The organism is Sphingobacterium sp. SRCM116780 (genome assembly GCF_021442025.1).
In the GTDB taxonomy this organism is placed as follows: domain Bacteria; phylum Bacteroidota; class Bacteroidia; order Sphingobacteriales; family Sphingobacteriaceae; genus Sphingobacterium.
The window spans coordinates 1,388,830-1,407,001 of record NZ_CP090446.1 but is presented as its reverse complement, the minus strand read 5'-3'; the positions used below and the strand labels follow the sequence as shown (position 1 = coordinate 1,407,001).

19 protein-coding genes are annotated in these 18,172 nt (G+C 37.4%); 12 read left to right on the top strand and 7 right to left on the bottom strand.

Going from position 1 to position 18,172, the window contains the following annotated elements; genetic code table 11:
• Nucleotides 1–365: 365 nt before the first annotated feature.
• From LZQ00_RS06265 to LZQ00_RS06250, 4 genes are all read right to left on the bottom strand, one after another.
• Nucleotides 366–728 carry a DUF1772 domain-containing protein gene (locus LZQ00_RS06265; protein ID WP_234513315.1) on the bottom strand — a complete coding sequence of 121 codons (363 nt, stop codon included), beginning with the start codon at nucleotides 726–728 and terminating at the stop codon, nucleotides 366–368.
• Nucleotides 729–870: 142 nt separating this feature from the next.
• Nucleotides 871–1,497 (bottom strand): NAD(P)-dependent oxidoreductase, encoded by a 627-nt coding sequence (locus tag LZQ00_RS06260; protein ID WP_234513314.1) that lies wholly within the window; start codon nucleotides 1,495–1,497, stop codon nucleotides 871–873.
• Nucleotides 1,498–1,574: 77 nt separating this feature from the next.
• On the bottom strand, nucleotides 1,575–2,348 hold the full coding sequence (locus LZQ00_RS06255; RefSeq protein ID WP_234513312.1) for a helix-turn-helix domain-containing protein: 774 nt from the start codon (nucleotides 2,346–2,348) through the stop codon (nucleotides 1,575–1,577).
• 532 nt (nucleotides 2,349–2,880) lie between these two features.
• Nucleotides 2,881–4,920, bottom strand: coding sequence for a glycoside hydrolase family 43 protein (locus LZQ00_RS06250; protein WP_234513310.1), 2,040 nt, complete (start codon nucleotides 4,918–4,920; stop codon nucleotides 2,881–2,883).
• Nucleotides 4,921–5,108: 188 nt separating this feature from the next.
• Here LZQ00_RS06250 and LZQ00_RS06245 point away from each other — a divergent pair, with 188 nt between their 5' ends.
• Nucleotides 5,109–5,495: a (deoxy)nucleoside triphosphate pyrophosphohydrolase gene (locus LZQ00_RS06245; protein WP_234513308.1), complete on the top strand. Its 387-nt coding sequence runs from the start codon at nucleotides 5,109–5,111 to the stop codon at nucleotides 5,493–5,495.
• A 529-nt stretch (nucleotides 5,496–6,024) separates the two neighbouring features.
• Here LZQ00_RS06245 and LZQ00_RS06240 read toward each other — a convergent pair.
• On the bottom strand, nucleotides 6,025–6,900 hold the full coding sequence (locus tag LZQ00_RS06240; RefSeq protein WP_234509244.1) for an IS3 family transposase: 876 nt from the start codon (nucleotides 6,898–6,900) through the stop codon (nucleotides 6,025–6,027).
• Nucleotides 6,897–7,280: a transposase gene (locus tag LZQ00_RS06235; RefSeq protein ID WP_234509243.1), complete on the bottom strand. Its 384-nt coding sequence runs from the start codon at nucleotides 7,278–7,280 to the stop codon at nucleotides 6,897–6,899. The genes LZQ00_RS06240 and LZQ00_RS06235 overlap by 4 nt, the downstream gene beginning before the upstream one ends.
• A 338-nt stretch (nucleotides 7,281–7,618) precedes the next feature.
• Here LZQ00_RS06235 and LZQ00_RS06230 point away from each other — a divergent pair, with 338 nt between their 5' ends.
• The 4 genes from LZQ00_RS06230 to LZQ00_RS06215 all read left to right on the top strand — a co-directional run bounded on the left by LZQ00_RS06230 (nucleotide 7,619) and on the right by LZQ00_RS06215 (nucleotide 11,440).
• Nucleotides 7,619–8,137 carry a GNAT family N-acetyltransferase gene (locus LZQ00_RS06230; protein WP_234513306.1) on the top strand — a complete coding sequence of 173 codons (519 nt, stop codon included), beginning with the start codon at nucleotides 7,619–7,621 and terminating at the stop codon, nucleotides 8,135–8,137.
• Nucleotides 8,138–8,209: 72 nt separating this feature from the next.
• Nucleotides 8,210–9,073 carry a helix-turn-helix domain-containing protein gene (locus LZQ00_RS06225; RefSeq protein WP_234513304.1) on the top strand — a complete coding sequence of 288 codons (864 nt, stop codon included), beginning with the start codon at nucleotides 8,210–8,212 and terminating at the stop codon, nucleotides 9,071–9,073.
• Between the two features lie 310 nt (nucleotides 9,074–9,383).
• On the top strand, nucleotides 9,384–10,880 hold the full coding sequence (locus LZQ00_RS06220; protein ID WP_234513302.1) for an acyl-CoA dehydrogenase family protein: 1,497 nt from the start codon (nucleotides 9,384–9,386) through the stop codon (nucleotides 10,878–10,880).
• 200 nt (nucleotides 10,881–11,080) lie between these two features.
• The gene (locus LZQ00_RS06215; protein ID WP_234513300.1) at nucleotides 11,081–11,440 is read left to right on the top strand and encodes a DUF4180 domain-containing protein; all 360 of its coding nucleotides are present in this window, start codon (nucleotides 11,081–11,083) and stop codon (nucleotides 11,438–11,440) included.
• A 201-nt stretch (nucleotides 11,441–11,641) separates the two neighbouring features.
• Here LZQ00_RS06215 and LZQ00_RS06210 read toward each other — a convergent pair whose 3' ends face one another.
• A complete protein-coding gene (locus tag LZQ00_RS06210; protein WP_234513289.1) occupies nucleotides 11,642–12,283 on the bottom strand; it encodes an LA_2272 family surface repeat-containing protein in 642 nt (213 codons plus the stop codon).
• A 111-nt stretch (nucleotides 12,284–12,394) separates the two neighbouring features.
• On the opposite strand from LZQ00_RS06210, the gene LZQ00_RS06205 reads away from it, so the two are divergent.
• The 7 genes from LZQ00_RS06205 (at nucleotide 12,395) to LZQ00_RS06175 (ending at nucleotide 18,051) form a co-directional block, all read left to right on the top strand.
• A complete protein-coding gene (locus tag LZQ00_RS06205; protein ID WP_234513287.1) occupies nucleotides 12,395–13,348 on the top strand; it encodes a hypothetical protein in 954 nt (317 codons plus the stop codon).
• A gap of 321 nt (nucleotides 13,349–13,669) precedes the next feature.
• Entirely contained in the window at nucleotides 13,670–14,344 is a 675-nt protein-coding gene (locus LZQ00_RS06200) for a hypothetical protein (protein ID WP_234513285.1), read from the top strand.
• Nucleotides 14,345–14,382: 38 nt separating this feature from the next.
• The gene (locus LZQ00_RS06195) at nucleotides 14,383–15,099 is read left to right on the top strand and encodes a phytanoyl-CoA dioxygenase family protein (RefSeq protein WP_234513283.1); all 717 of its coding nucleotides are present in this window, start codon (nucleotides 14,383–14,385) and stop codon (nucleotides 15,097–15,099) included.
• Between the two features lie 299 nt (nucleotides 15,100–15,398).
• Entirely contained in the window at nucleotides 15,399–15,650 is a 252-nt protein-coding gene (locus tag LZQ00_RS06190; RefSeq protein WP_234513282.1) for a hypothetical protein, read from the top strand.
• Between the two features lie 132 nt (nucleotides 15,651–15,782).
• Nucleotides 15,783–16,403 carry a hypothetical protein gene (locus LZQ00_RS06185; protein ID WP_234513280.1) on the top strand — a complete coding sequence of 207 codons (621 nt, stop codon included), beginning with the start codon at nucleotides 15,783–15,785 and terminating at the stop codon, nucleotides 16,401–16,403.
• Between the two features lie 555 nt (nucleotides 16,404–16,958).
• Nucleotides 16,959–17,210: a hypothetical protein gene (locus tag LZQ00_RS06180; RefSeq protein ID WP_234513269.1), complete on the top strand. Its 252-nt coding sequence runs from the start codon at nucleotides 16,959–16,961 to the stop codon at nucleotides 17,208–17,210.
• Nucleotides 17,211–17,829: 619 nt separating this feature from the next.
• A complete protein-coding gene (locus tag LZQ00_RS06175; RefSeq protein WP_234513267.1) occupies nucleotides 17,830–18,051 on the top strand; it encodes a hypothetical protein in 222 nt (73 codons plus the stop codon).
• Nucleotides 18,052–18,172: the final 121 nt, after the last annotated feature.

Genomic DNA, 18,172 nt, shown 5'->3' with positions numbered 1-18,172 from the left:
AAATACAGCATTACATGTTATCTTACTTTTAATTTCATTGATTCTACTCCATTACCAGACAGAGTCTTGATTTTTATATTAGATTTAAGTGGCCGCTGAAAAAGCGAACACTTAAACCAGATGAGGGTTATTTAAAGCGTGGAGAATTATCCTTTCTTAAATTTGCATTACAGAGAAACAGCACATCTATTTTATCGGCGTAGCGATTTTCAATTCATTATTTGCATCAAAACTAACATCAGAGATGAAAACAATCCGCTCATCCTTTACCTGGTTTAAGTGTTCCGGAGGGTCACTTAAATCCTTATTAACCCTAGGTCTCCAGACCAAAATATAGCAACAATCTCTTTAACGGTTTTGATCTGTTATTTTCCTTTCGTCATTATACAGGTAAAGAGGATAAAAATGAGGGCGAACAAAGCACTCACTGTCCTGATGTTATTCAAAAAATTCCAACGTTTTTCAAAGATGTTTCTCATTTGTTTTATGGTCGCTTCCGTTGCGATAGAAAAATCAAATTGTTCCAGTTGATTGTTGAGTGGTACATTGCCAAAAACAGTTACGCCAAATACACCAATCAGGTAGCAAGCTGTTGCAATAAGTAGCAGGATGAATCTATTGCTATTATCATTGTAATGCAAAAAGGCAGTAATAGGAAGCAATAATAAGGGGCAAAAAAAACAGATAAAAAATAGTGTATTTTGCACTTCCCTATTTATGCTTTGCATACCACTCAGAAACTCTTTGTCTCCAAGTTTTCCTAATCCCTACATGACTGAAATGGAATAGGAAAAGAAAAAACCTGCCATCAAAGCGACGAATGTCGCCGATAGGATGAGTGTGATATCTTCAACTTTCATTTTTTTATTTTTAATTAGAGATGCTAACCGCTTTCTTGCTATAGTCTCGACTCTCCAGTTGACGCAACATAAAATCAGCAACATCAGCCCGTGTTATTTTTAAAGACAACTTCTTATACTTCCCATCAAATCCTACTTGATAACCTTTGGTAACTGCTCCGTCAATTAATGCACTTGGTCTTACCAGCGTATAATCCAATTGGCTATTTAAGATATAGTGTTCTTGTGCCTGATGGTCTTGAAATGCTTTTTTCAACAACATCCCGAACATGATGTGTTTCCAAATAAAATTGAGGTTTCCATAACTTTCGCCCATACCCAATGTGGTTTGACAGATGAGTCTTTTAATACCCATTTTATCCATTGCCTGAATAATGTTATGCGTTCCAATACCACGTATCTTACCCACTTTACCATCGCCTAATGCACACAGAACGGCATCTTGATGGTTTAAAGCTTCTTCTACATCAGGTAAATGGGCAACGTCTCCTGGATAGATCGATAAAGAATTGTCTTTGATTTGTACTAATTTTTCGGGATTACGAACAAATGCTGTTACCTCATGCCCCATCGCCAATGCTTGTCTAACGATTTCAATACCTACGGTGCCTGTTGCACCAAAAATGATTACTTTCATTTTCTCCTGTTTAAAGTTTAATAAGACAAAATTGCAATGTCTGCTCTTTAAAAAATAGAATAAAAACGACAGCAGGATTATTGTGTAAAATTTTTTGGTGTTTTCCCTGTAAAGGCTTTGAATACGCGTATAAAATGAGATTGATCAGAAAATCCATTCTCATAAACAATATCGGTCAATCTGCTGTAGTCTTTTACAGTAAGTTGTTTTAAGGATGCCTGAAACTGGATGATTTTGGCGAACTGTTTTGGTGCTAAACCCGTCTCAGTAAGAAATCTACGTTCAAATGTACGGACATGAAGATCTGTTTCTTTGGCAATCGCTTGCATGCTCTGCTGCCCTTTGCTTACGATAATAAGCTCAATGGCCTGACGGATTTTAAAATCAAGATTTTGTTTTTTCCGTTCAAAATAGAAAAGCAATAAATCAGATATGATCTTCACTCGTTGTTCTATCGTCTGATCAGCTAAAAGTCGTTTGTTGAGTTCCGTAATATTTGAACCTAGACTATCATCCAAATAATAACAGTTATCATTGATACTTTGAGGATCAACATCAAAAAAGGTCCGTAAGACAAAGGGATACAACTGAAAAATAAGGATCAGATACGGTCCAGAAAGCTCCAGTTCAATAGGTTTAATGGTTTGTCCATAGAGAAAAATGGTGGGCATCTCTTTATTGTGCGGATATATAATCAATCCATTTTCCGCCTGTTGAAACAGCAGTCCAGGATAGCCGTCAGCGAAAAACGGCAACCTTGTTTTTGCATTTTCATCACCTCCTTCAAATACCCAAATGTTTTTCACGAAAAGAGCAATAGTTTGATCTGGTATGATGTCTTGAAAATTCATGTTGATCCTGAAAACTGTTTATGCAAATATAGTATTATTAAAGAGTGGAAAATTCCTTTATTAAATTTTCATCACCAAGAGATACAACACCTCCACTGGTTTATTGTTCCAGAGGGTCACTTAAATCTCTTTTAACCTTAGGTCTCCAGACCGAAATATAGCACAACATAAATGTTATAGGGACGAGTTCTATTCTATTTCCAGACAGAGTCTTACTTTTTATATTAGATTTAAGTGGCCGCTGAAAAAGCGAACACTTAAACCAGTTATGTGAGGATAAGCTTTTAATCTTTCTCTGGTTTATTGTTCCGGAGGGTCACTTAAATCCCTTTTAACCACAGGTCTCCAGACCGAAATACAGCACGACATAAATGTTATAGGGACGAGTTTTGCTTCATTTCCAGACAGAGTCTTGGTTTCTATATTGGATTTAAGTGACCGCTGAAAAAGCGAACACTTAAACCAGATGAGGGTTATTTAAAGCGTGGAGAATTATCCTTTCTTAAATTTGCATTACAGAGAAACAGCACATCTATTTTATCGGCGTAGCGATTTTCAATTCATTGTTTGCATCAAAACTAACCTCAGAGATGAAAACAATCCGCTCATCACCCGTTTTTGTTGTTCGACCATGATAAACACACAATAGTTTCCCATTCCGATCTCTAAAAAGACTATTGTGTCCAGTACCCGATAGCATTCCTCCTTTGTCGGTATTCTTTTCCAATATTGGGTTGCTAGCAGATTTACGATATTTTCCCAAAGGTGCATTTGCCGTAGCATAACCTACAGCATAATTCTCACCAGCAAAATAATTAGCAGAATACATCATGTAATAGCGATCATTTTCTTTGATTAAAAATGATCCTTCCGTCCATCTTCTATTGATCTCACCTGAAGTGACAGAACGACTCTCCCATTCTGATTGATCATCGTTCATCGATTGTGGGGGCTTGATCAACAGTTTAGGTGCTCCGATTACTTTGCTTAAACTGCTGTCCAGCTCTACGCCATACACCCAGCTCTCTTCAATAGCTTTATATCCTAGTTTCTTTTTTGCCCATGTAGCGATCTCGGACTCCACTGGATGTTCATAACAACATCTCGAAAAAAACAAATAGTTTCGATGATCTTCATCTCGGAATACATTGGCGTCAATAATCGGATACCCTGGATCGAATATAGGCGATCCCGTTATATCGATAAACGGACCTAAAGGATGATCGGCTACAGCTACTCCTATCCGATAGTTTTCTTGTTCCTGATTAGGGTTCTCCTTCCAATGTGCGCTGTAGTAGATATAGTATTTGTTGTTTACCTGATACACTTCTGGTGCCCAAAAATCTTTTATCCCCCAAGCTTTGGGCTGATTGCCATCATATACTTTCCTTTCTTTTTTCCAGTTCTTTAAATCTTTAGAACTATAAGCCATAAATCCATTCGCTGTTCCTCCGGTACCATATAAATAATAGGTATCGGATTTACGATCGTAGAGGATAAAGGGATCTCCGAAAGCTACATCCGTAGCGTATGCGCTATTCTTATTGGTATCGGTTTTTATCAAACTAAACTTGTTACCATCAAATACAGGTACGGAAACTCCATCCTTTTGTTTGTCAAAATGGAAAGGTACAATTGCTGATCGTCGTGGCGCGACTTTATTTTCTGAATAATGAGTATGACACACATAATACCACTGATTGTCTTTTTTAAATACATCTCCATGTCCAGTTCCTGACCATTTGCTGTTTGCTTTACTCAATAGTGGTTGTGTGCCTATTCTTTTCCAAGGGCCGTATACGTTATCTGCAACGGCTACTCCCACGGCATAATCTGGATTTCTAAAATCGTTGGCAGAATAAAATAAGTAATATTTGTTGTCTTTCAAGAGTACTGTTGGCCCTTCAACAACTGGCCATGATGCTTGTGCTGTATTTTCCCAAGGCAAACTCGCATGAAGACATTCTTTTAATGTCTCTTCTTTGATGCCTGAATAATCAGCTTTTAATTCAGCAACAACTATTCGATTTCCCTTATCTAATCGAACATGATAGAGGTATTTCTTCCCATTGCTGTCTGTAAAGACAAACGGATCAATCTGTTTTCCTGTATTAATTAGGGGTTTGGATGTTGTTTGTTTAAAAGGTCCAATTGGAGAATCGCTGGTAGCAATGGCGATATTTTCATTTGCGGTATAGGCCATGTAGAATTTACCCTTTTCGTACCAGACCTGCGGCGCCCAAAAGCCAGTTGTTCCAAACGAATCACCCTTACGAAGCACAAAACCATTATTTACACCAACTGGCCCTTCCCAATGCGCAAGATCTTGCGATCGGTAAACTTTGAATCCTAATATAGTATCCTGATCACCATTTGTTCCATATAAATAATAATAGCCATCATGGTAAAATACGGTAGGATCTGCTTGAAATAGACCCTGATTGCTACTATCCACTTTTGACCACTCATGATTTTGATCAGGAAGAACACGGCATCCCAAGTTGAGAAAACCAATTCCAAGTATGAAAAAAGAAAAAATAAAGAAAAAGAAATTCGATTTGCTAGCTACCATCTGTTATCCTAATTGAATCAATACACGAATTTGAATAAACATTTTTATAATCGTCATCATTTTTGTATCAATGAAACATCAATTTGTATCATCTCCTTTTATTCAACTTATCTCATAGGAAGCTGGAGAAATACTAGAGACTAGTTCAATTACGATTTTCCATAATTTAATTTTATCTTTAAAACACGATGCTACAAGTAACCTGCGCCATTATCGAACATCAAGGAAAAGTGCTGATCTGTCAACGATCAGCAGCTATGCTATTGCCGTTAAAATGGGAATTCCCGGGAGGAAAAATCGAACAAGGCGAATCCATGAAAGCCTGTTTAGCGCGTGAGATCATGGAAGAACTTAACGTGACCATTCAGGTTGAAAAAGGTCTGTCTATGGTTGAGCATCATTATCCTGATTTTTCCCTCTGCCTCCATCCTTTTATCTGCACATTGATCTCTGGAGATATCCAAGCATTAGAACATGCACAAACGTTATGGGTAGATCAGACAGCACTACTGGACTACGACTGGGCAGAAGCCGATCTACCCATTGTGCGCGAATATTTGAAATTGCGTCCGTAGATTAAGATAGTCGTTGGTCAAAATACTTGCTTTGTATCGCTTTTTTCCAAAAAAACCTATTATCAAATAGGCGATCCTAAAAACAAAACAATTATCCGCTTGCTCAAGCTCAGAGCACTCCTTCGTTGATAGCTTTACATATTGAAAAATACAGTATTGAATACTGCTGTCAGCGTTCCATATTAAATTGTTGTTGACCTTATTGCTTGCAAGACCATATTTTAATGCATGAAGACAATCTCATTAGTTAGAAACGCGCAAGACAGAATATCAACTAGTAAAATAACTCATGTCTAAAACGTAGCTCATGCGTGTTTCAACCGTACCTCATTCGCTTTTGTTCGAACGAGGTACGAACAAGGTACGTTTGAGGTACGAACCAGCTCCCTACTATTTTACCAGTTAAATACCATGTCTTATCCTGAATTATCCTTACAGCATTCGGATAGTTAAACGGTTAAATCCTTACAATTATAAAAAGTTATACGGATATATCCTTACATTGTTTTTTCTTTGTCCGTGTATACCCTTACAATCGGGTTGTACTGTTTCTTGTTTTAGTGATTTCCTGACTATGTCTTTGCGCCGGTGTCATCATTTTACAGCTCATGTGCGGTCTGACATTATTGTATCTTTCTATCGCTCTGCACACCGGTTCAATAGCCATTGAATAGGACTCAAAGGTGTTATAGAGCTCAAATTCTGTTTTCAGTATACCGTTTACCCTTTCGGCAATTGCATTATCATAGGGTGATCCGGATTGAGTCATACTGATCTGGATATGGTTTCTCTGCAATAGTTCCACATAGGCATCACAGCAGTACTGTATCCCCCTGTCCGAGTGGTGGATCAGCGGCCTTTGCTTATATTCCCTGCCGTTTATAGCCTTTTGGAGTGCCGATAGGCATCCGGAAGCTTTTAGTGACTGGCTGAGATGGTAGCCTACGATCTTTCTGGAATAGGCATCTGTGATCAGAAAAAGGTAGATAAATCCCGTGCCTGTCCGCAGATAGGTAATATCGCTTACCCAGACCTGCTCGGCCATCAGGGGCTTTGCCCGGCTGATCATATCCGGCCATTTCCTGTAATGATGGTAGGACATCGTGGTGGTCACATATCTCCTTTTGGGATAGATCAGCATGCCATTGTCCCTGATCAGCCTGGAAAAAGCATCCCTTCCGATGGTAATATGATGCGCTTTGAGGTTCTGCTGCAGCATATGAAGAAGCTTTACGCATCCTGTACGCGGAAGCACTGATCTGATTTCCCGGACCCATTCTAGTATCATTCCATCCTGAATCACCGAAACGTCCCTTCTGGCGTTCATTTCATACCAGGACTGTCTTGTTCTGCCAAACAGCGAGCAAATGGTACTCAGGGGAATATTGATAAATATCTCCTTCATTTTACTGGCGGTTTGGTACCAGACTTTTTTCGGATATCGATATCCAGCTCCTGCTCTGCAATATGGATCATCATCTCAAGGGCGGTAATCTTCAGCCTGGCAAGCCGGAGTTCCTCCTGAAGCTGCTCATCAGGACTGCTGGATGCTAAAGGCGGCAGCTCGCTGTCAGGTGAAATAAGGCCTGAATGGATTTGGGCGATGTTCTTTTTGTACCAGTTGACAAAATAGCGAACCACCTCGCCACTCTTAAGTCCATGTTTACGCCCAAGCTGTGACTGGCTCAGATTGCCCTCAAGGTATTCTCTGGCAACTGCAATCTTAAAAGATGATTCGTAGGTAACAGGGGCTCCTGTATGTTTCCCTTTTCTCGGTGTTTCCATATTATATAAAATTAATAATTACTCCGATTTGTGTAAGGGTAATTTAGGAATAGACACCATTTGAAACGAATTTCTCCAGTAATTCTATTTTAAAATCGGACTCTGGTAATGAATCAATTTCTAGTCTTTATCAAGTTTGATATGTATAAAGAATTTTCATTATAAAGATCGTTCAACAACTCAGGCAATGATCTTGATAAGCACGATAGCGATAAAGCTGTAACTGATCAATCCTCGACGATAATACCACTTATAAAACAGGAAAAGATGCGTAGCATGAAAAGATATCATGGAAATCCATGAATTAAAGGAGATATTTTTTACTAGATTTGATGGACATGGGACAAAAATTCAGATTCAAAAAATACGAAGCGGCTGATTATCCGGAATATTTTGAAATGGTTCAGGATGATCGCGTGATGAAATACATCACGGGTAACGGTCTATCGAACGCAGAAGCTAAAAAGAAATTTGCCTCTATTTTGGATATCAATCATGCCGATGAGTTCTTGGGATATTTTCAGATCTGGGATAACGAAACACAACAAATTATTGGAGACTGCAAACTGGTTCCGTATCGGCATAACCCTGCGGTTTTTGAAATTGGCTATTTGCTACAAGTAGATTATTGGAGAAAAGGCTATGGCACGATGATTTGTACACATTTGCTTGATTTAGCAACAGCTATTGACACAACGAAAGCTGTCATTGGCATCATTCATCCTGAAAACCAGGCATCAAGAAAACTCTTGGAAAAATTTGGATTTGTTCGTTATTTTATTGGAATTGAAAACAATTTGGCGACCGAAAAGCTTATTTTAAAAAGAAATAAGCATACCGATTCATGGATAGAATAGGTGGATAGGACATCGGGAAAAATACAGGAATCTTAACAAGCTTTTATTAGGACAATGCAATCGAAATCAACTATGGAAAAACAAGTAAATGCAGACGAGTTTGTAGAACGGTTTATGTCCGGAAGTTTGAGCCATCTGAAATATACGCAATCTCCTGTCAAGATCTTTCGCCTTAGTGAAATTGCCCCTTATATTAAGATTCCAATCCCTCCTATTTTTCTTGGTTACAATTTACTGGTCCATATCACTGAAGGCTATTTTGAACATCAAATTGGTTCGGATGTCTATGTGGTTAAAGCACCAGCCATCTTGATGAGTAACTATGGTAATATCTCCGCGATTAAATCTGTCGATAAATCATCTAAAGGACATTGTGTACTGGTCAAAGACGGCGCGATGACTTCTATCTTTCGAGAACAGGAGATTTTAAATATTTTCACCATTTCCCCTCTTCTCAATTTATCGCTTGAAGATAGTCAGGATCTGCATCCGTTGCTTCGACTTTTATATAAAGAATTACATACTTCAAATCCCTACAAAGAGCTGTATGAAAGTCTTTTAAAATCGTTGTTATCGAAAATTATCAAGCTTTCAGCATCCAACAAGATGCTCGATCGGCGACAAGAGATCGCGATTATGTTTAAACAACTCGTACATAAGAATTTCAAAAAAGAGAAAAATATCGGATTTTACGCTGATAAACTTGCTGTATCGACCAACTACCTCAACCGCTGTGTATCTTCTACTTTTAAAAAATCATCCAAAGAGGTCATTCTCGAAGTAGCCATTATGCACAGTCAATTACTCTTGTTCGAATCCACCAAAAGTATTGCCGACATCTGTTATGAACTGGATTTTTCCGATCCGTCCTATTTTTCCCGTATCTTTAAGAAAATTGTCGGTATGTCACCAACATCTTTTCGACATAAATCATAATAGGCGATAATAGCATATGCACGATTTGTCCTAGTCTTTATACGAAATCAAACAAGAAGAATACATGCATAGGGGTTATTTTTGTAAAAAGCAATTGTGAATATACAGCCCGTTTTCAAACAGCTTGATGCTATAGCAAAAATCTGCTGCTCTATAACAGCAGCGAATACAGTATGTGCTCATAGCTGTTACTTGTCCGCTGAACAGGTAAGAAACAAGGTACAAGAATCGTATCTGCATCAATGCTTTTGTAATTGTTCATCATTTAATACGATATGTTAAGATGCTTAACCTTTTAGAACAACCCAGTATGATCCAAGATTTCGATACGTACATTTCCTCTTTCAAGGAGCGATTGTCTAGTCTATTTAATTCCGAATACGACTATAATACACTCAGTTTAACGCGAGGTCTCCCCCCTTCATTTATGAAGGAGATTATGGATATGAATCCCCTTTCGGTTGCTATTCCAGAAAACTATGGCGGTCGAGGTGTACAGGTCAAGGAATGCTTAAGTGTTCTTGCAGCGGCTTCTTATGAATCTTTATCGCTTTCGCTTACGTTCGGTATTAACATTGCTTTATTTTTAGAGCCATTTGCTAAATATGGTCATCCTGCTGTTCAGGCACAGGTGTTCAAGCAGTTCTTAAAACAGCAAGCCATGGGTGGACTGATGATCACCGAGCCAGGCTATGGTAGCGATGCCCTGAATATGCGTACGGCTTATGAACAGCAAGCTGACAGCTATCAGATTAAAGGTCAAAAACATTGGCAAGGTTTAACAGGTGCAGCCAATTATTGGCTTGTTACGGCACGCAAAAAAAATGAAAATGGCGAACTGACCAGGGATATTGATTTCTTCTTAACAGATAATGGACAAGAAGAACAAAAAATTGATGTGCAACAACATTACAACAGTCTAGGTTTATATGCGATCCCTTATGGAATCAACAATATTGATATCACCGTACCGACAGATCATAGATTGACCCCAGAAAGTACGGGCATCAAACTGATGTTGGATACCTTACACCGAAGCCGACTTCAGTTTCCAGGGATGGGCATGGGATTCATCAAACGCATGTTGGACGAATCGTTACAACATTGTGAGACTAGACGTGTTGCAGGTCTGCGATTAAACGAAATGGACTCGGTGAAATTTCAATTATCTCGTCTTCAAGCAGCTTACACGATATGTTCAGCCATGTGTTCCTACAGCTGCTCAATCAGTTCTATCCACAACGACCTTTCCGGTCATGCTGTGGATGCCAATAGTATCAAAGCTTTGGTGACAGATTTGATGCAAGAGGCAGCTCAAATATGCCTACAGTTATCAGGAGCCAATGGCTATCGTTTAGATCATATTGCAGGTCGAGGTGTGGTGGATAGCCGACCTTTTCAAATTTTTGAAGGATCCAATGAAATGCTCTATACGCAAATTGCAGAGGCTATTGCGAAACTGATGCGGAAAAGTAAAGAACCAAACCTGCTTGCATTTTTGAAGAAAAATGTGGCAACAGAGTACGCTGCACCTTTCTTCTCTTCACTGTTGAACTTTAATCTAGCTGATCAACCGAAGCAACGCGATATGGTTACTTTAGGTCGGATCATCGCTAGGGTGGTTTGTTTTCAATATGTACTCTCGATCAATAACGCTGGATTTAATGATAAAATGACAGAAATAACCCGTCAACATATGCTGATGGATGTATCCATGTTTGTCGGACAATTAAACAGCAATAACGATGCGGAACCGCTCTTAAATTACAATGAGCATAGCGATTGGATTAATTTCACTTCGCTTTAGATAGCATTCAGACATGCAGCATAGGATTGTCCATGCTGCATGCTTTTTTTACCGTGTTCCTATTCCATTCTTTTCATCGACTTGCTGTTAACGGATTATTTTTAACAATAGTCTCCTTTTATCATGCCTCGTACATTGCTTTTATGATGCTAAATGGGTAATTTACTTTCAATTCATATATCAGCACATCGTTTATATCCATGGAAATTCACAAGCATGAAATAAAGGGCAATGCAATTGCCGAAGTCATTACGGACAATATCCTGATCAGCACGATCGACGACGCGATAGATCTGCTAGGTAATTTATATTATCAAGGTTATGATAGCATCATCCTCTACGAAAAGAATATAATTGCAGATTTTTTTGATCTGAAAAATAAAATGGCAGGTGAAATTCTTCAAAAATTCAGCAATTATCGGGTTAGACTTGTACTGATCGGCAACTTCTCACCATACACGAGCAACAGTTTGCAAGATTTCATTCGGGAGAGCAACAAAGGAAAACACATTCATTTTAAGGAGACTTTGGAAGAGGCACTTGATTCCTTTGCTAGATAAAAATTGCAGTGGCTTGATCATATCTATAGTGTAAAATATGACCATTACCCCTATTTTTTTACAGTTCCTTCTCCTTTCTACGGCAAACCGTTTGAAGAAATCGATCGTATATCGGTTAAACGGATAGACGATCGATTTCTTGTGTTGTGTCGAACCACAACTAGATAGCACATGGGTGTAAGGAATGCATGCTTCATATGCTTAAAAATTGATCAGTGGTAATGTTCGTCTTCCATTCTTATTCCACAAGCCGAGTTGCAGTCCTTGAAGAGATTTGGTCGAATTAAAAAATCCGATTTGAATACCCGTCAACTTTTGAGAAGTATTGAAAATTCCAATCTGCACCCCTTTCATCTGCACATTGTTATTAGCAAAACCGATATTAACTCCTGCCGCATAATCCGAAAAATTACCAATACCCGAAATATGCAAACCATGAAGTCGTTCGACATCCACATATGTTCCATTGATGCTAAGTCCATTCGTTTCTTTTCCAAGATTATATAAGGTGATCATGACTCCATTATTGATCATACCCCTATAGTATCCCCCTAAGGCGACATTTAATCCATTCGTGATTAAACGAGTCGGCTCCTTTCGCGTAGCTGGATGAGGACCATCAGCAAATCCTAAAAAGACTAAAGATAAGGGTAATACATCTACATTTACCCCATTAATCCGTTGTATCTGATCGGATTTTGGAAAATGTCCAATACCTAAAACCATTCCATTGACCTGGGTCGTTGTCTTCGATAAAGGAGATAAACTAAAGATTTTGGTCTGTTGTGCTGAAAGTTCCATCGAACCCAGCAGAAGACATATACTTGCTAATATTATTCTCATGTTTTGTATTGCTTGATTTATAAAGCAAACATATTGTGATTTTCATAAAATAAATTGCTATAAACAATAATAATATTTTATAAATTTGTGATTATCACAAACAACAAGCTCATGTATCAAGAACGGCTTATCCATGCTATCCAAAAGCGAATTGGACAGAAAAAATCAATTTTAGAAGCCATATCACAGGCTTTAGAGATCAGCTATGATGCGGCTCATCGTCGCATTTCGATGAAAAGTAAGTTTTCTATCGAGGAGACGGTGAAATTAGCACAGCATTTTGGAATTTCCATGGATACAACTTTTCAGGGAGCTGATCAGGTTTTGGTTAAAAAGACAAAGGAGATCAAAAGCTTAACCGATCTTGCCGATTATTTCGATCAATCCATCAAATCTTTTTCCGATTATAAGCGATCAGCAGATACAACCTTATTTTACTCTGCTAAAGATATTCCTTTATTTTACCTGATAGAAAGCAATCTTTTATCCAAATTCAAGCTGTATGTCTGGTCCAATCTTTTGAATTTTGAAAAAGAAGAAACTAAATTTGAATCGTTTCAAGTGCAGGCGCCCCTATCCTTAAAAACGCAAAAGATGCGTGATTTTTATCAGGACATCTCCCGACATGAAATATGGAACGATACCACCATCAACAGTACTTTACAACAGATTTTGTATTTCTTTCAATCGGGTTTATTAGCAGCTGAAACGGCAAGATTATTATGTGATAATCTACTGGAGCTTATCTCTTCTGTAGAAGAGAAATGTACGGCTAAAAATGAGCAATATAAGTTATATTATCATGAGCTGCTGATCTTAAACAATAATGTATTGATCAGCGATACAGAACAAATGTCACTCTTCGTTCCTTATACGATGTTGGGGTATTTTATTACCAAAGACTTGCATACTTGTCAAAATGTGTCTGATTTTTTTCAGCATCAACTTAAAAATTCCAAATTGCTGAATAAAGCCGGTACACGTGATAAAAAGATGTTTTTCAATAAAATGTACCAGAAAATAGCGTTCTTCAAAAATCAAATTGAAGCGATAACGGAATTTTAACATAGAAACCACGCGCAATAAGGAAACGATAAGAGTAGAAGTATGGATCTCATGAATAAAGATTTTCTTACGGAAAATACAACTTTGACTGCTATAGCATGCTAACCTCTTTCAGATGTCCTTGCCTATATTTTGACCTGTATGTTTATCATCTTCATTGAAAATTAAATTTATAATAAATCTACATTTGGACTAGGATTTATCGATTCTATTTGCTTAAATTTAGACAGAAAAATAGATAAGCTGATTACTGATATACTTAAATTTTACATGCAACTCATATTCAAAAGAATTCTATTCCTTGTTTTATTCACTTGCGTTTTGCCATTTTTCGCATTTTCGCAAACTCATGAACTACGATTGGGCATTACTTCTGGTTTTTCCAATTTTACGGGAGATGGAAGTGTAGCCAAAAGCACCTTGAATGGAACTGACGCAGAAAGCTATTATACCAATAATCCTTTCGGAGAAAAACGTGGGGTTAACCTGGGTGGAGCCATCAACTATCGCTATATCTTCAGTAGTAATTTTCTATTGGGTCTCGAAGGAGCCTTCGAACGGCTACAAACCAAAGTGGATTTAGAAGGAGATGGTTTTTTAAACGATAATCGTGGGTTGACAAAACTAAATCAGCAGTTTTTAAACGTTAATCCTTTTTTTGGTTACCGCTTTTCTTTTGAACCCATGACCATGGATGTCCAATTGGGTATGGATATCGCCAAAACGCTCAGCATACGAGAAAAAGGAAGTGTCGAAACGAACCAAGGAAAACAAACGGATTTTGAATATAACAGAGGTTCTGATCTCATGAAACTAGATCTTCGGCCTCGCTTGCAATTCAATGTGAACTATGATCGCTACACGGTATTTGCCGGATATGCCTGGGGAATGAAAGATTATACCAGTAATATGATCGGTTCTCCTTCAACAGATGCACGTCTTCGTGTCTTTCGATTTGGTTTACAATATCAATTGTTGCCTCCTGTCGCCAAGTGACAAAAAGCAGCTAAAGTACGTTAGTATAACAAAATCTGATGGACGAACTCCTAAACCATAAGAAAAACAGTGCTGAACTTGGCTTTTCTGTTATCAATTCGATCTTTTCCAAAGATGAAATAACCAACATGATTACAGCCATAGACAATGCAAACAGCTCGAAAGATACCTTTAGAAAATCAGCTGATCTATTTGCCATTAGACAAGTCCTCCAAGAAGTTCCAGCATTATATGATCTGGTATTTACGGATAAACTGAAAACTTTGATTGACCAACTATTTGGTGAACAGTATTTTCTAGTCAAAAGTATCTATTTTGATAAACCCGAAACTTCCAATTGGTATGTCGCTTACCATCAAGACTTAACCATATCCGTTGATAAAAAGATGGATGTCCCTGGTTTTAGGTTATGGACAAAGAAGCAAAATCAATTTGCCGTCCAACCCCCTATTGCTATTTTAGAAAACAATTTCACAATCCGGATCCATTTGGATCAAACAAATGAACAAAATGGCGCCTTAAAAGTCATCGAAGGTTCTCATCTAAAAGGAGTTAATCGACTGGAAACCATAGATTTTGCAAAAGAAAAAGAAACGATTTGTTGTGTCGAAGCTGGTGGAATTATGATTATGAAGCCATTGATCCTGCATGGTTCCAACCGTACGACCAATAATCAGCGAAGAAGAGTGATTCATTTGGAGTTTTCAAACTCAGAATTACCGAATGGTTTGCATTGGTCGGAAAGAATAAATTAATCCATCTCCCCATATGGATCAGGACTGTTTCGATCTGATAAAAAATAAGAGTAACAAACGACACAATTTCAAGACAAGTACAATCAAAAGATTTAGCTGTTCCCAACAGTTCAAAATTGATTTTGCTATAATATAAACAAAAAAAATAAAAATCAAACTATAATTAATAAAAATTACACTGTACATTTCCGAAAATAAATGTACAAAAGTTGTACATTTCAGGTTTTTGTCAAAAATGCTATTGATTTACAGTAAAAATGCCTGTTATTTTATAAGAAATTTATAAAACATCTACAGGTATGAAAACATCAATTAGTACAGCATCTGTTCCCGTCATGTGGAGCAAATCAGCCCTATTCTCTTTTGGGAAACTGCAATTCAGTCTTGTCTATATGACTGCTGATTTTCTTGGGTCTATACCGAGCTATTTTAATGCTCGCAATTACCCCATCATGTTAAACCAGATTGGAGGATCGGGACTTCCCCATTTTATTACAATAACCAATCCCATGGCTTTTCTCTTTCCAATTTGGAATCGACATCCTGAATGATATATATGCACGTATTTGTTGGATCACTTAACGTCAATTTTGCTGATCTCCAATCGATGGGATAACATAACCTGTCCTTTTCATTAGCGTATTATAAAGAAATCTGTCATTTGTAAAAAAAACCAATTCACCATGGAAGAATATAAACACAATGTTATTAAACAGTATATAAAAAACAATTTAAACATGACACCAGATCGGCAAGAATTACTATTCAAACGAGTAGAACGTTCCTGCCAGATTCAAAAAGCGCTCAAATACCAAGAACTGGAATCGGAAGGTCCAGGTGAAGAAGGTCGCATCTGGCTTTCTACGGAAGGTATGGCACATAGCTATTATTATAACAAAACCAAGGGTACGAATTGTGGTACGCAAATTTGGAAGAAAAACGAACTAATGCTCTTTTCTTCCAGTCTAAGCCGAGGTGAATATCGGAACAATTATATCCAAATGCTCGAACCTGGTACTGTATTATCGATGAGTTATAAAGAAATCCTTGCTATACGCGGCGAATTTCCTGAGGTTGCTTCACATCTGGAGCATATTTCCAATGTGAATGAGCAAGCCTTTCAACATCGGATCCGGTTACTGAATGAAGCTTCCGTACAGCGTATTATCCAATTTGAAGAGGAGAACCCTTTGTTCTGCAATATTGCTTCTGTCTGTACCAAAGCCATGCATGTCGGACTCACTCGACAAGGCTATTCGCTGTTGAAGAAAAAGATATTAGAAAAAAGACGAGGTAAGGGTTAAGGAGGTATCTTCTTAATCTTTATTAAATCTTGAAAAATAAAAAGGAATTCCCGTTGTAAAGTGAGGGCACTGAAAAACTACCGATAAAATTAGGGCTTGTACATTTTTGTTTGTACAAGCCCTTTTCCTTTCAATATTTGAGAAATAACATACTTATTGTAAGAAATAAGCGATTCTCAGAGCCTTTGGCTCGTGTTTTTAGATTTTTTCTTCTTGTCTTTTCTAAAGGGAACTTTTTCAGTGCCCTCTTGTAAAGTCGGGGATTTCTTTTTTTAAGAGACCTTTAAAGCCTTCTTGATCGTTTTGTCTTAATCATTAGCTATACTTGTCGACTTCTCGTCAATAAAACTGTCAAGCTTTTGCTAACCCCACCATCCAATTTCTCTTGAACTTAGTATCAACAAACGAGTCGTTATGGAAAAAGTGCAGTATATGTAACCGCGTTATTTCCATATCGACCACCAATATAAACCAAAAGGAGGTTGCCGAAAATCCTATAACAGAGTAGGCATTTATTAAAGTTTAAGCTTTTTGATCTATAAAAGCAACAAAATTATGCCTTGGTATTTATTTACACCCACCTCTCCTTGTCTTCCTTGCGATCCCAATAATTATACATTATTGGGGGCTGTACCTCCTCCATGTCCACCGCCAAATAATTTTCTTTGTGCAATACAGGCGAATGACAATGCGGGAAAACCTGTTATCACAGCTGCACTCTGTGCAGAAATTGCTTATGCTCTTCAATGTAGAATAGATACGACAAATGTACGATTGTCTAGCAGCAATCAATGTCCAATGTGTTAATTCAACTAATATAAGATTGAAGCCTTAGAATGAAATACATAGACCTATTTTGAATGGATAATAAGAGATTGTCATACAAATTACAATCTCTTATTTCAAAACAAGGTACTTAAATTTATTTCATATTCTTGTCCAAGTTAAATAAGAGAATCTTTTGTTATGTAATATTATTTCAGTTTATACAAAATCGATGCACGTAGGACTCACTAGACGAGGGTACTTGTTGAAGAAAAAGATCTTAGAAAAAAAATGAGGTTAAAAGCATCTTTCTTGTTTTTATTAAATCTTGAAAATAAAAACAAGAAAATCCACGTTGTAAAGTCGGTAATTTCTTTTTAAAGGGTATTTAGACAGTCTTCTTATTCAATTTTGTCATAATCATTAACTGTATTTGTCCACTTTTTATCAATAAGACAGACAAGCTTTTGCTAACACCTTCCTTCTATTTCTCTTGAACTTAGTATCAATAAACGAGTATATGTGGAAAAATGCAATATGTAATTATTCTATTTCCATATCTACCATCCAATATAAACAAAAGGAGGAAGCCGAAAATCCTATAATAGAGTAGGTAATTCATTAAAGTTTAAGCTTTTTGATCTATAAAAGCGCTATAATTATGCCATGGTATTCATATATTGGAGGATCTGTTTGCGGTCCAAACAGTTACACACTTGTAGGAAGTAATCCTCCATTCTGTCCAACTCCAAAAAAATTCCTTTGTGCAATACAGGCGAATGACAGTGGAGGACAGCCAATTCTCACCTTCGCCTTACTTTGTGAAATAGGTAATGCCCTACAAAACAGGATGGACAGTACAAACGTCAAGTTGAAACCTTAAAAACAAAACACCTAGACCTATTTTGAGTGTATAATAAGGGGCTGTATCATAAATAGTTGATACAGTCTTTTTTTGTATTATATATTTTCTTGTTTTATTTATACAATCATTTGATTTTCAT